This window comes from Ruegeria sp. D4 (genome assembly GCF_056534475.1).
The window spans coordinates 147,899-160,720 of the sequence record NZ_JBQFPJ010000004.1 but is presented as its reverse complement, the minus strand read 5'-3'; the positions used below and the strand labels follow the sequence as shown (position 1 = coordinate 160,720).

General features: G+C 60.9%; 11 protein-coding genes. 6 read left to right on the top strand and 5 right to left on the bottom strand.

Translation table 11 applies throughout. The features are described from left to right. The first annotated feature begins 20 nt into the window (after positions 1-20). From pta to ACR0MI_RS08420, 4 genes are all read left to right on the top strand, one after another. Positions 21-1,028 (top strand): phosphate acetyltransferase, encoded by a 1,008-nt coding sequence (pta, locus tag ACR0MI_RS08435; protein ID WP_170619273.1) that lies wholly within the window; start codon positions 21-23, stop codon positions 1,026-1,028. Positions 1,029-1,117: 89 nt separating this feature from the next. Next, positions 1,118-3,940: a molybdopterin oxidoreductase family protein gene (locus ACR0MI_RS08430; RefSeq protein WP_170816950.1), complete on the top strand. Its 2,823-nt coding sequence runs from the start codon at positions 1,118-1,120 to the stop codon at positions 3,938-3,940. 102 nt (positions 3,941-4,042) lie between these two features. Beyond that, positions 4,043-4,792, top strand: coding sequence for a 4Fe-4S dicluster domain-containing protein (locus tag ACR0MI_RS08425; RefSeq protein ID WP_170614286.1), 750 nt, complete (start codon positions 4,043-4,045; stop codon positions 4,790-4,792). Next, positions 4,792-5,664: a DmsC/YnfH family molybdoenzyme membrane anchor subunit gene (locus tag ACR0MI_RS08420; protein ID WP_170816951.1), complete on the top strand. Its 873-nt coding sequence runs from the start codon at positions 4,792-4,794 to the stop codon at positions 5,662-5,664. Before ACR0MI_RS08425 ends, ACR0MI_RS08420 begins: the two co-directional genes overlap by 1 nt. 138 nt (positions 5,665-5,802) lie before the next feature. On the opposite strand, the gene dapA is transcribed toward ACR0MI_RS08420, so the two are convergent. Then, positions 5,803-6,675 carry a 4-hydroxy-tetrahydrodipicolinate synthase gene (gene dapA, locus ACR0MI_RS08415; protein WP_170816952.1) on the bottom strand — a complete coding sequence of 291 codons (873 nt, stop codon included), beginning with the start codon at positions 6,673-6,675 and terminating at the stop codon, positions 5,803-5,805. A 133-nt stretch (positions 6,676-6,808) separates the two neighbouring features. Here dapA and ACR0MI_RS08410 point away from each other — a divergent pair, with 133 nt between their 5' ends. After that, positions 6,809-8,773 (top strand): lytic transglycosylase domain-containing protein, encoded by a 1,965-nt coding sequence (locus ACR0MI_RS08410; RefSeq protein ID WP_480854110.1) that lies wholly within the window; start codon positions 6,809-6,811, stop codon positions 8,771-8,773. Here the strand turns inward: ACR0MI_RS08410 and ACR0MI_RS08405 are convergent. Continuing rightward, positions 8,747-9,616 (bottom strand): DMT family transporter, encoded by an 870-nt coding sequence (locus tag ACR0MI_RS08405; protein ID WP_170614282.1) that lies wholly within the window; start codon positions 9,614-9,616, stop codon positions 8,747-8,749. The genes ACR0MI_RS08410 and ACR0MI_RS08405 overlap by 27 nt on opposite strands. Beyond that, positions 9,613-10,278, bottom strand: a complete 666-nt coding sequence (gene mnmC2, locus ACR0MI_RS08400) for a tRNA (5-methylaminomethyl-2-thiouridine)(34)-methyltransferase MnmC2 (protein ID WP_170614281.1) — start codon at positions 10,276-10,278, stop codon at positions 9,613-9,615. The genes ACR0MI_RS08405 and mnmC2 overlap by 4 nt, the downstream gene beginning before the upstream one ends. A gap of 55 nt (positions 10,279-10,333) precedes the next feature. Between mnmC2 and ACR0MI_RS08395 the strand changes: the two genes are divergently transcribed. Further along, positions 10,334-11,368, top strand: coding sequence for an NAD(P)/FAD-dependent oxidoreductase (locus ACR0MI_RS08395; protein WP_170614280.1), 1,035 nt, complete (start codon positions 10,334-10,336; stop codon positions 11,366-11,368). Here the strand turns inward: ACR0MI_RS08395 and ACR0MI_RS08390 are convergent. Together ACR0MI_RS08390 and ACR0MI_RS08385 are read right to left on the bottom strand one after the other, a co-directional pair. Further along, on the bottom strand, positions 11,360-12,172 hold the full coding sequence (locus tag ACR0MI_RS08390) for an HTD2 family dehydratase (RefSeq protein ID WP_170614279.1): 813 nt from the start codon (positions 12,170-12,172) through the stop codon (positions 11,360-11,362). The two genes, ACR0MI_RS08395 and ACR0MI_RS08390, sit on opposite strands and share 9 nt — an antisense overlap. A gap of 51 nt (positions 12,173-12,223) precedes the next feature. Then, entirely contained in the window at positions 12,224-12,766 is a 543-nt protein-coding gene (locus tag ACR0MI_RS08385; RefSeq protein ID WP_170614278.1) for an NAD(P)H-dependent oxidoreductase, read from the bottom strand. Positions 12,767-12,822: the final 56 nt, after the last annotated feature.

Here is a 12,822-nt window from a genome sequence, read left to right as displayed (position 1 = left end):
GCAGGACGGAGCCGGAGCGCATGACCCTGACACCCATCGAGCTGTTGCGTCAGCGCGCCCCGGCAACCCGACCTGTAATTTCCTTATGCGAAGGCAGTGATCCCCGCATTGTTGCGGGGGCGCTTGCCGCCCATGCGGCTGAACTTGCCGATGTCATTCTGGTCGGCGTACACGCCGACATCGAAGCCACTCTGAAAGACCTGGGCGCGTCCGCATCAGATGGCGTGACGATACACGACCCTGCAACTTCGGATCTGACCGAAGAGTTTGCCCAAACCTATTTCGAACTGCGCCAGCACAAAGGCGTGGATCAGGCCAAAGCCCGAAAAGCCGCCGAATCTCCTCTGGTTTATGCCGCCATGCTGGTTCGCAGCGGGCGCGCCACCGGAACGGTTGGCGGTGCTGTCCATACCACCGGTGATATCGTGCGGACGGCCATTCAGGTGATCGGCATGGCGCCGGACGCGGGAATGGTGTCCTCATTCTTCCTGATGTACCCGCCAGAAAACGCAATGCCCGGCGCGCGGGCGATGCTGTATTCCGATTGCGGCCTTGTGATCGATCCCAGCGCTGCAGAGCTGAGCAGGATCGCACTCGCATCATCCAACTCCGCGCGGGCATTGCTGTGTGTTGATCCCAAAATCGCCATGCTCAGCTTTTCAACCAAGGGCAGTGCGAAACACGCCGCTGTGGACAAGGTCATCGAAGCCACCGAAACCCTGCGGCAGACGGCACCAGATCTTGAGGTCGACGGCGAATTGCAGTTCGATGCGGCCTTCGTACCATCGGTCGGAGATCGCAAATCCCCCGGATCGTCTGTGGCCGGTCAGGCCAACGTCATGATCTTCCCCAATCTCGACGCGGGCAATATCGGCTACAAAATCACCCAGCGCCTTGGCGGATATTCTGCCATCGGCCCGGTTTTGCAGGGGCTGGCACAGCCGGCCAACGACCTGTCACGCGGCTGCAGCGCCGAGGATGTGACTCAGATGATCGCCGTGACCGCCCTGCAGGCCGACGGAACATAGAACTTATTTTTGCGCCGTTCGCAGAACGGTGTTCTCAATTCGGAATGAAAGTGACAAGTTCATCCCGACACAACCGACAGGACCCGCCAATGACGCATCAGCAGCCGATCCTAGACACTTCTCCCAAGGTCTCGGACGAGATCAGGCGGACCACCTGCTATATGTGCGCCTGCCGTTGCGGCATCAATGTGCACATAAAAGACGGCAAGGTCGCCTATATCGAAGGCAACCGCGATCACCCGGTGAACAAGGGCGTTCTGTGCGCCAAGGGCAGTGCCGGGATCATGCAAGTCAACGCGCCGTCACGGCTGCGCGCACCGTTGAAACGGGTTGGGCCGCGCGGCTCGGGCGAGTTCGAAGAAATCAGCTGGGACGAGGCGCTGGACATCGCCGTCGGCTGGCTGAAGCCCTTGCGCGAAGACAACCCCGAGAAGCTGGCCTTTTTCACCGGCCGCGACCAGTCCCAATCCTTCACCAGCTTCTGGGCGCAGAATTTCGGCACCTGTAACTATGCAGCCCATGGCGGGTTCTGCTCGGTCAACATGGCAGCTGGCGGCATCTACACGATGGGCGGCGCATTCTGGGAATTCGGACAGCCCGACTGGGATCACACCAAGCTGTTCATGCTGTTCGGCGTGGCCGAAGACCATGACAGCAACCCGATCAAGATGGGCATCGGCAAAATCAAGGCGCGCGGCGCGCGGGTGATCGGCGTGAACCCGATCCGGTCGGGCTATAACGCTGTTGCTGACGACTGGGTTGGCATCAAACCCGGCACTGACGGATTGTTCATCCTGTCGATGATCCATGTGCTCATGAAAGCCGGCAAGATCGATCTGGACTATCTCAGCCGCTACACCAACGCGCCTGTGCTGGTAAACGCCTCGGACGGGCCGGAACAGGGCCTGTTCCTGCGCGATTCAGACGGCAAACCGCTGGTCATTGATCGTGCAACCGGCGAACTGACCGCCTTTGACAAACCCGGCGTGCGCCCAGACCTGTCGGCCACCTACAAAAAAGACGGCGTCACCCACCGCCCGGTCTTCCACCTGATGGCCGAGAAATACCTCAGCGAGGAATACGCCCCCGAAGCCATCGCCGAAAAGTGCGGCATCCCCGCCAAGCGCATCCGCGCCATTGCAGCGGAACTCGCCCGCGTCGCCTTTGACGAGGCCTTCGAGATCGATCAGGAATGGACCGACTTCCGGGGCGAGAAACATGACAAGATGATCGGCCGCCCCGTCGCCATGCACTCGATGCGCGGCGTCTCGGCCCATGCCAACGGATTCCAGACCTGCCGGGCGCTGCATGTGCTGCAGATCATTCTGGGCACGGTCGAAGTGCCCGGCGGTTTCCGGTTCAAACCGCCCTACCCCAAACCGGTCGAGGCGCACCCGACGCCACACTGCAAGGTCACACCGAACTCACCGCTGGACGGCCCACATCTGGGCTTTGTACGCGGTCCGGATGATCTGGCGCTGAAGGCCGACGGCAGCGCAGCACGGATCGACAAGGCATTCACCTGGGAAAACCCGATGTCCAGCCATGGACTGATGCATATGGTGATCTCAAACGCACATGCCGGCGATCCCTATAAGATCGACACGCTGTTCATGTACATGGCCAACATGTCCTGGAACTCGACCATGAACACCAAGGGTGTCATGGACATGCTGACGGACAAGGATGAGAACGGCGACTATGTGATCCCGCATATCATCTATTCCGACGCCTATTCCTCGGAAATGGTCGCCTATGCCGACCTTATCCTGCCCGACACCACCTATCTGGAGCGGCACGATTGCATTTCGCTGCTTGACCGCCCGATCTGCGAGGCGGACGGCGCCGCAGACGCCATCCGCTGGCCGGTGATCGAGCCTGACAGGGATGTGCGCGGGTTCCAGACGGTTCTGATCCAGCTTGCCAACAAGCTGGGCCTGCCCGGCTTTACGAACGAAGACGGCGCCGCCAAGTACACCGATTACGCCGACTATATGGTCAATCACCAGCGCAAGCCGGGCATTGGCCCGCTGGCCGGCTTCCGCGGCGAGAACGGCGATCAGGCCGGGCGCGGCGAGGTGAACCCGGATCAGTTGGACCGTTACATTGAAAACGGCGGGTTCTACGTCGAACATGTGCCGGATGAGGCGCTGTACTACAAACCCTGGAACAGCGCCTATCAGAACTGGGCCGTCAACCTGGGCCTCTATGACAGTCCACAACCATACCTGTTCCAGCTCTACTCCGAGCCGATGCGAAAATTCCAGCTGGCAGCCGAAGGGTATGGCGAGCGCCAACCGCCCGATCATCTACGCCAGCGCATCAAGGACACGATGGATCCTTTGCCGATCTGGTACGAAACCGATCAGACCGGGAACGAGGGGTTCACCGTCAACGCCCTGACCCAGCGGCCCATGGCAATGTATCACAGCTGGGGCACCCAGAATGCGTGGCTGCGCCAGTTGCACGGACGCAACCCGCTCTATGTGCCGACCAAACTGATGCGAGAACACAACCTGTCGGACGGCGACTGGGCCAAAGTCACGTCTCCGCATGGTGAAATCACCGTGCCGGTGATGGAAATGGCGGCGCTGAACGACAATACTGTCTGGACCTGGAACGCCATTGGCAAACGCAAAGGCGCGTGGGCCCTGCAGGAGGACGCCCCCGAGGCCACCAAGGGATTCCTTCTGAACCATCTGATCCACGAGCTTTTGCCCCCGAAAGGTGACGGGCTGCGTTGGGCAAACTCCGATCCAATCACCGGGCAGGCCGCATGGTTCGATCTGAAAGTCAAAATCGAAAAAGCAGCCGCGCCGCAGGAAATGACGGAAAGCCAGCCGGCCTTCCCACCGATCAAATCACCTGTCGGAACCGGTCCGACCGATCTGGCATGGAAGGTGGGCAAATGACCGAGGTCCAAACTTCATCTGGCCAGAAATATCCCGGGGGTGAATTGAGCCGGAGGCTCAAGAGGGGGCTGGCCCCCTCCCCGGCAGCGGAGATCCAATGACATGACCCAACTCCCTCAGTCAACCGAGCGCAAGATGGGTCTGGTGATCGACCTGGACACCTGTGTCGGCTGCCACGCCTGCGTGATTTCCTGCAAAGGCTGGAACACCGAAAACTATGGCGCGCCTTTGTCGGATCAGGATGCCTATGGCGGCAACCCGTCGGGGACTTTCCTGAACCGCGTGCATTCCTACGAGGTGCAGCCTGCCGAAGGGCACGCCCAGCTGATCCACTTCCCCAAATCCTGCCTGCACTGCGAAGACGCGCCTTGTGTCACCGTCTGCCCGACCGGAGCCAGCTACAAACGGGTCGAGGATGGAATCGTACTGGTCAATGAAAGCGACTGCATCGGTTGCGGCCTGTGTGCATGGTCCTGCCCTTACGGCGCCCGCGAACTGGATCAGGCCGAAGGGGTGATGAAAAAATGCACCCTCTGCGTCGACCGGATTTACAACGACAACCTGCCCGAGGTGGATCGCATCCCGTCATGTGTGCGTACCTGCCCCGCCGGGGCCCGGCATTTTGGCGATCTGGGTGATCCGAACAGCGATGTATCAAAACTGGTCGCCGAACGGGATGGCATGGATCTGATGCCGGAAATGGGCACCAAGCCCGTCAACAAATACCTGCCGCCGCGCCCGAAGGACACTGTCGAAGAACAGATCGACATCCTGGCACCGCTTCTGGCACCCGTCGCCGAAGAACCTAAGGGGTTTCTGGGCTGGCTCGACAAAACTCTGGAGAAGCTCTGATGCATCCGGCACCTTCCGTTATCATCTTCACCACGCTGTCCGGCCTTGGTTTTGGCCTGCTGTTCTTTCTTGGCCTTGGCAGCCCGGACGTCACCGGCTGGGTGGCTTTTGTTTTCTACGCTATCGCTTATGGTCTGGCCGTTGGCGGCCTGATGGCGTCGACCTTCCATCTGGGCCACCCCGAACGCGCGCTCAAAGCCTTTTCGCAGTGGCGATCAAGCTGGCTTTCGCGTGAGGGCTGGTGCGCGGTCATCGCATTGGTTCTTATGGGCCTCTATGCCTTTGGCGTGGTCTTTCTGGGCCAGAGCTGGAGCGTTCTGGGCGCATTGGGGGCGCTGTTTTCACTGGCGACCGTGTTTACCACCTCGATGATCTATACCCAGTTGAAGACCATTCCACGCTGGAACATGAAACTGACCCCGCTCATGTTTATTACCTTCAGCCTGGCCGGCGGCGCCTTGCTGGCCGGACAGACGGGACTGGCCCGTCCCCTGCTGATGATTGCCGGTTTGGTTCAGATTCTGTACTGGGTGCGGGGCGACAAAGCCCTTGCGGCTTCGGGAACGGATCTGGGCACCGCAACAGGGCTTGGGTCGAGGGGGACCGTCCGGGCGTTTGAACCGCCGCATACCGGGACTAACTACCTGTTGCGCGAATTCGTGCATGTGGTCGGACGCAAACACGCCGAAAAGCTGCGGATCATTTCGTTCACGCTGGCCTTCCTTGTCCCCGTTGTGTTGCTGGTATTGCCGTTCAGCCATTTCTTTGTGCTGTTGGCCGTGCTGTCGCACCTGGCTGGCGTTGCCGTATCACGCTGGCTGTTCTTCGCTCAGGCAGAGCATGTGGTCGGGCTGTATTACGGCAAGCGCTGAAGCGAGGGGGTCAGCCCCTCCTGAACCATAGGCTCAGTCCACCACCGGGGGAATTTCGAACAAAAGAAGTCCGGATACCGAAAAGAAACAGGGCGGCTTCACCCGGTGAATGCCGCCCTTTTTTCGTGTCGAGCGCGTTCAGAGAAGTCCGGCGTGGGCCATTGCCGCGTCGATGGCAGATTTTGTGCTGCTGTCCAGCCCGGTCAGGGGCGAGCGCACGTCTTCACTGCAACGGTTCAGTTTGCTGAGCGCGTATTTGGCGCCGACAAGGCCGGGTTCGATGAAGATCGCTTCGTGCAGGGGCATCAGACGGTCCTGATAGGCCAGCGCCTTGGCGTAATCACCTGCAAGGGTCGCCTGCTGGAATTCGGCGCACAGGCGCGGTGCCACGTTTGCCGTCACCGAGATGCATCCGACCCCGCCATGCGCGTTGAAGCCCAAAGCGGTCGCATCTTCCCCGGACAGTTGGCAGAAGTCGGTACCGCAGCTTGCCCGCTGCTGGCTGACCCGCGCCAGATCGCCGGTTGCATCCTTCACCCCGACAATGCGCGGCAGCTGTGCCAGTTCGCCCATTGTCGCCGGTGTCATGTCGATCACCGAGCGGCCCGGGATGTTGTAAATGACAATCGGAATACCCGCGCAATCATGCAACGCCCTGAAATGGGCAATCAGACCCTTTTGGGTCGGCTTGTTGTAATACGGCGTGACAACCAGAGCCGCAGCCGCGCCGACCTTCTCGGCGAACTGTACGAACCGGATCGCTTCGACGGTGTTGTTGGATCCGGCACCCGCGATGACCGGTACGCGGCCGGCAGCGGCCTTGACGACCTCTTCCACCACCACTTCGTGTTCTTCATGGCTGAGCGTTGGGCTTTCGCCCGTGGTTCCCACCGGCACCAGCCCGGTCGAACCTTCCTGGATCTGCCATTCCACCAGATGTTTGAGCGTGTCCAGGTCCAACTCACCGTTTCGGAACGGGGTGACGAGTGCTGGCATCGAGCCTTTGAACATGGAACGCTCCTTAGCGTACAGTTTGCTGTGAACGCGCCACCCTTTATCACAATCTTCGGTTTGTGAGTTGATCCCGGCGGCGCAAGGTTTATCCTGAATGGCTGTATCCTTGGTTGGTTGGGAAATGCAAGGGATGACACGTTTTCTGGCGGTATTGATCACCGTGATTCTTTGTTCGACGGCTCAGGCGCGCGCGGATGCCGCCGCGGACCTGCGCGCCGCGCTGAATGAGATGCGCAAAGGCGACTGGAACGAGGCCCTGCGCGTCGCAGGAACGCGCGGGTCGGTGTCCCGTGACATCATCGTCTGGCACTGGTTGCGCAGCGGCTTTGGCAGTTCGGGCGATGTACTTGTGTTTCTCGACCGCCGGTCGGACTGGCCCGGACTGGCCTGGCTGCGCCGCAAAAGCGAACCTTCGTTCACCGGGGCCGACCCAGACCGGGTATTGAAGTTCTACGACGGCTCACCGCCGCAAACCGCCGAGGGTGCCTTGAATTTCGCGGTTGCCCTGATGGCCAAGGGTCGCAGGGGCGATGCCGAGGCGGATATCGTGATGGCCTGGCGCACGATGCCCATGGGGTCGGGTTTGCAGAAGGACTATCTGGAAAACTTCGGCAAATTGTTGAAACCGCATCACGCGGCCCGGCTGGACCGTATGCTCTGGGACGGGCATCTGGTCAGCGCTGATCAGATGTTGCCGCTGGTCAGTGCGGATGAACGGAAATTGGCCGAAGCCAGAATCGCGCTGCAAAAACGCCAGCCCGGTGTGGATGCAAAGATTTCCGCAGTACCGGACTCGCTGGCGTCGTCAGCCGGGCTGGCCTATGACCGATTCGTATGGCGGGACCGCAAGGAACTTGACGACAGCGCCATCGACTTGATGCTGGAACGCTCGACCAGCCCACAGGCATTGGGCGAGCCGGACAAATGGGCCGAAGGGCGGCGCAGGCTGGCGCGGCTGGAGATGCGCAACGGAAATATCGCACGCGCCTATGACGTGGCAGCCAACCATCACATGACGCCCGAAATGGGCTATGGTTACGCTGATCTGGAATGGCTCGCCGGGTTCCTCGCGCTGCGCAAACTGAACGATCCGGACACGGCCGTGCGCCATTTCCAGAATTTCTCGGCCGCAGTTCAGTCGCCAATTTCCAAAGGGCGCGGCGGCTATTGGCTTGGCCGGGCCTATGCGGCGCAGGGCGATGCGGACAAGGCCTATGACGCCTACGCAATCGGCGCGGATTACCAGACTTCCTTCTATGGCCTGCTGGCTGCCGAGCGCATCGGGCGCCCGTTTGACAGCGAGCTTGCCAACCCGCGCCGTGCACCGCATTGGAAACAGGCCGGGTTTGCGAATTCCAGTGTATTGGAAGCTGGGCTTCTGCTGCTGCGAGCCGGCGAAGATAATCTGACAGAACAGTTTCTGACCCATCTGGTGGAAGGTCTCGATCCGGTTGAGGCCGGTCAACTGGGTGATCTGGTGCTGGAACTCAAGGAGCCACATCTGGCAGTCATGATCGCCAAGCGCGCCGCCAGAACAGGATCGGTTCTGCCTGCGGCCTACTACCCTGTCCATCCGGTGGCCGATATGGGCCTGCCCATGGCGAAAGAAATGACCCTGGCCATTGCCCGCAGAGAAAGCGAGTTTGACCCGGTCGTGGTCAGCGGAGCCGGCGCACGTGGTTTGATGCAGGTCATGCCAGCCACCGCCAAGCTGGTCGCGCAGGAGATGGGTATCCTCAGCGGCCATCAGACCGGACGCCTCACATCGGACTGGCAATACAACGCCAAGTTGGGGGCGAACTACCTGTCCGGGCTGGCCGCCGAGTTCAAAGGCAACGTGGTCATGATGGCGGCCGGGTACAACGCGGGACCCAAGCGTCCGATTTCGTGGATGGAACGCTTTGGCGATCCCCGCGCCGGAGAGGTCGACGTCATCGACTGGATCGAAACCATCCCGTTCAGCGAAACGCGCAACTATGTCATGCGCGTCGCGGAAAGCATGCCCGTCTATCGCGCGCGTCTGGGCAAGCCGGCCCTGCCCATTCCGTTTTCGCAGGAACTTACCGGCTCAACCCTGGCGTCTTTCGCGCCATAGGGTGAACAGACCTGCCGCCACGACAAGCGCCGCGCCCACGACAACAGCTGGGCGCAGCGTTTCGCCAAATATCGAAATGCCCAACAGTGCGCTCCAGACCAGATGGAAATAGGCAAAGGGCTGAACTGCGCTGGCTTCCGCCATTTCATAGCATTTGATCAGCAACCAATGCCCTGTCACGCCGCTGACGCACAATAGTGCCATCCACAACCAGTCCGCCTGGGCCATCGGTTCCCAGAACCACATGCCAACCAGCGTCATGGCCACCGCCCCGACGACACCCGTCCAGAAAAAGCTGGTGGCCGTGCTGTCGCGACGGGCAACGTATCGGGTCAGCAATCCATAGACCGCAAACATCAGGGCCGAAATCAAAGGAATGACCGCCCAGGGGTTGAAGACGCCAACACCCGGTTCGAGAATGATCAGGACCCCGATGCAACCGACCCCGATCGCGGACCAGCGCCGCCAGCCCACCTTTTCACCCAGAACCGGCCCGCTAAGCGCGGCCACTAACAGGGGATAACAGATGAAAACGGCCATGCTGTCGATCAGACCCAGAACCGTGAACCCGAAAACGGCCACACAGATCTCGGCCGCCAGCAACACACCCCGGATGACCTGAAGCCCAAGCTGGCTGGTTTGTGTTGCCGCCTTCAGCCCGCCGGGTGCACGGGCCGCGATGGTGATGACAAATGCCGCGAAGAACCAATACCGGATCATCACGACCATGTAGGTGTTGTAGGTTCCGGCCAGATGACGCGAAATCCCGTCCTGCAACGCAAAGACGATTGTGGCCGCGACCATCAGGGCGATCCCGGCCCGCACGTTGTTCTGCTGACTCATTCTTTGATCGCCCGTGTCATGTGCCGTTTGCGCCCGTATCCGGGCGAACGCGCGACTGAAAACCCGGCCTCGGTCAACGCACGCCGCACGAAACCGGCGGCGGTATATGTCGCGACTGTTCCGCCAGCCACAGTGTGACCGGCGACCTGCTTTAACAGGTCCGCCTGCCACAACTCCGGGTTCTTGGCCGGGGAAAACCCATCCAGAAACCAGGCGTCCGCAATGTCCGACCAAGCGGGCAGGGTTTCACGCGCGTCGCCTTCGATCACTTTCAGGTGCAGCGTGCCAAGATCGCATTCGCCACCTTGCCAATGCGCCAGAAACCGGCTGCTCCAGGGTTGAAGCTCTGGGAAACATGCCAGTGCGCGTGCCATGTCTGCAGGATCCATCGGAAAGGCTTCGAAACTGGTGAAGGTCAGTGGTGTTGTCTGACCGGATGCCTCCCACGCGGACCAGACCGTCAGCATGTTCAGGCCGGTTCCGAATCCAAGCTCGGCGATTCGAAAACCCGGCGCGAAGCGACCGGGCAGATCGTTGCCCGCCAGAAACACATGCCGTGTCTCTTCCAGCCCGTTCTGGAGCGAGTAATATGGATCGTCGAACCGGTCCGAAATCGGGATCTGCTCGTCCGTCCAGGTCAGTTCGGCGCGCTGGTCTGCCATCGGGGAATCCTGTAGCTAGGCGGCGCGACACTGAACAAGGAAAAGGGGATTGGCAATGGTCGATGTGACAGTGCGTGGCGCGGGTATTTTCGGCCTGTCCATTGCCTGGACCTGCGCGCGGCGCGGCGCAAAGGTGCAGGTAGTCGATCCTTATGGTCCCGGCTCGGGCTCCAGCGGTGGTCTGGTCGGCGCACTGGCGCCTCATGTGCCGGAAAACTGGAATGCCAAAAAGGCATTTCAGTTCGACAGCCTGATCATGGCCCAAGCGTTCTGGAACCAGGTCGAAGCGACAGGTGGCGTGTCACCCGGTTATGCGCGTCTGGGTCGCCTGCAGCCCATCGCTGACCAGCGCAATCTGGATCTTGCGCATCAGCGCGCTAAAACGGCCATCGAACTGTGGCAGGGACAGGCAGAATGGCGCGTTGTTGAAACCGCCAAGGCCGGCGCCTGGTGCCCGCCCAGCCCGACGGGATACGTCATCCACGACACATTGAGTGCGCGCATGCATCCCAGACGGGCCTGTGCCGCGCTGGTTGCGGCCCTGTCCGTGATGGGGGTCGAAATTGCCACAGACGCGCCCGACCGGGGTCGGGTCGTACACACCACCGGATTGGCGGGCCTGCTGGAACTGAACCGCCACTATGGCAAAACTGTTGGCAATGGGGTCAAGGGCCAGGCTGCCCTGCTTAGGTTCGATGCAGGGTCGGTGCCTCAGCTTTTTGTTGATGCAATTCACATCGTGCCCCATGCGGACGGCACTCTGGCCATCGGATCGACATCCGAGCGGGACTATGAAGACCCTTCCAGCACCGACAGCGCGCTGGAAGACGTGATCGACCGCGCCACGCGCGCCGTTCCCGTTCTGCACGGCACCGAAGTGATTGAACGCTGGGCCGGGGTCCGCCCCCGCAGCAAAAGCCGCGCACCAATGCTGGGCGAACATCCGATGCACAGGGGTCAGTACATTGCCAATGGCGGCTTCAAGATCGGTTTCGGCATGGCCCCCAAAGTGGCCGATGTCATGGCCGATCTGATACTGGAAAACCGCGATCAGATACCGGAGGGATTCAGACCCGAAGACTCACTCTGACACCGGAGTGGCAACCGCCTGCATACATTTCCGGCCGTCCGGCCCCGCGACCCACAGCTCGCGACCGTTCCGGCACAGGGCCGCCGTTTCGAAGTGCATGAGTGGGGAGGACGCGCGGAACGAAAACTCGGACAGCGGCCCCATCAGATCGGTTGCAAACAACATCAGATGCTGCGCCAGCAACGGTCCATGAACGACAAGCCCGTCATAGCCTTCGACGTCGCGCGCATAGTCCAGATCATAGTGGATCCGGTGGCCATTGAATGTCAGTGCCGAATACCGAAACAACAAAGTTGAGGAAAACCCAAGCTCTCGGCGATCCGTTTGGTCGGTTCTGGCCGTTGGCGGCTTCGGCTTGATTGCATCAGCCGAAGGGTCTTCACGGTAAACAAGATCCTGCAATTCCGTCAGACATAGATCTTCCCCCTGCCAGATTTCGTGCCGCAAGGTGACAAAACCCAGCGGCCCGGTCCGGCCAGTTTTTGACGTGGCGCTTTCCAGAAAGGACCGGCGCCGGGCTGGCTTGCCCGCGACCAGGGGCGCGCGGAACCGCAACCGGCCTCCGGCCCACATGCGACGTGGCAGGCCCAGATCCGGGATCAGGCCGCCGCCCACCCTGGGGTGCCCATCCCGGCCAAGCTGATCGGGTGGAAGCGGTGACCAGAAATACAACTGGTGAAAAAACGGCGGAAGCGGTGCGCCCGCCGCAACGGAAACTGGTTGTCCCAGCGCCACCTGCAAGGCAGCGGCGCGCGCGGGATCCATAATGTCCTGCTGTGTTTCAGCCGGAGTTTCATCTGACATACCCGCACGTTACGCGCCAGGGCATTGCGGAACAAGTACCGCGCCTTGACCTCAGAAGCCGGCCTCGGCTTTCAGCTTCTGCATCAGCGTCCGCAGCGGGTTCTCATAGCGCTCGCTACTCAGCCGCCCCTGATCGTCAAATGCGTTCGAGCTGTCGGCAAGATGGATTTCAGGACCTTGCAGGATGCGCGTCTGAAACGGCACCATATAGGCGCGCAACATCATCTGCGCGCGTTCGCCGCCGGCCCGACCAGCAGCGGCGGACATCACCGCAACGGGCTTGTCCGCCCATGGCTTGCCACTGGTTCGGCTGACCCAGTCCAGCGCGTTTTTCAGCACACCGGACGGCCCCTTGTTGTATTCCGGGGTCGAAATGATCACCGCATGGGCCTGCGCAATCTGGTCAGCCAGCACCTGAACCGACGCGGGAATGCCCTCACCCGCCTCCAGATCACCGTCATATAGAGGCAGGTTGAGGTCGGCCTCGATGAAAGTGCCGGGCTCGAACAACCGCGCGGCCTCGCGCAGCAACTTTCGGTTTGTCGCGTTCTGGCGCAACGAACCGGACAGGCCCAGAAGGGTCGGTTCGGACATTATCGGGAACTCCGCTTTGTTGTTTTCGGGAACTTATACGGGGATGGACCGGGACC

What these genes read in the sequence shown, in the direction of transcription:
- ACR0MI_RS08395 (WP_170614280.1), top strand. Translation starts at nt 10,334, where the DNA reads ATGGTCGATGTGACAGTGCGTGGCGCGGGTATTTTCGGCCTGTCCATT.
- ACR0MI_RS08410 (WP_480854110.1), top strand. Translation starts at nt 6,809, where the DNA reads ATGACACGTTTTCTGGCGGTATTGATCACCGTGATTCTTTGTTCGACG.
- mnmC2 (WP_170614281.1), bottom strand. Translation starts at nt 10,278, where the DNA reads ATGGCAGACCAGCGCGCCGAACTGACCTGGACGGACGAGCAGATCCCG.
- ACR0MI_RS08430 (WP_170816950.1), top strand. Translation starts at nt 1,118, where the DNA reads ATGACGCATCAGCAGCCGATCCTAGACACTTCTCCCAAGGTCTCGGAC.
- dapA (WP_170816952.1), bottom strand. Translation starts at nt 6,675, where the DNA reads ATGTTCAAAGGCTCGATGCCAGCACTCGTCACCCCGTTCCGAAACGGT.
- ACR0MI_RS08385 (WP_170614278.1), bottom strand. Translation starts at nt 12,766, where the DNA reads ATGTCCGAACCGACCCTTCTGGGCCTGTCCGGTTCGTTGCGCCAGAAC.
- ACR0MI_RS08390 (WP_170614279.1), bottom strand. Translation starts at nt 12,172, where the DNA reads ATGTCAGATGAAACTCCGGCTGAAACACAGCAGGACATTATGGATCCC.
- pta (WP_170619273.1), top strand. Translation starts at nt 21, where the DNA reads ATGACCCTGACACCCATCGAGCTGTTGCGTCAGCGCGCCCCGGCAACC.
- ACR0MI_RS08425 (WP_170614286.1), top strand. Translation starts at nt 4,043, where the DNA reads ATGACCCAACTCCCTCAGTCAACCGAGCGCAAGATGGGTCTGGTGATC.
- ACR0MI_RS08420 (WP_170816951.1), top strand. Translation starts at nt 4,792, where the DNA reads ATGCATCCGGCACCTTCCGTTATCATCTTCACCACGCTGTCCGGCCTT.
- ACR0MI_RS08405 (WP_170614282.1), bottom strand. Translation starts at nt 9,616, where the DNA reads ATGAGTCAGCAGAACAACGTGCGGGCCGGGATCGCCCTGATGGTCGCG.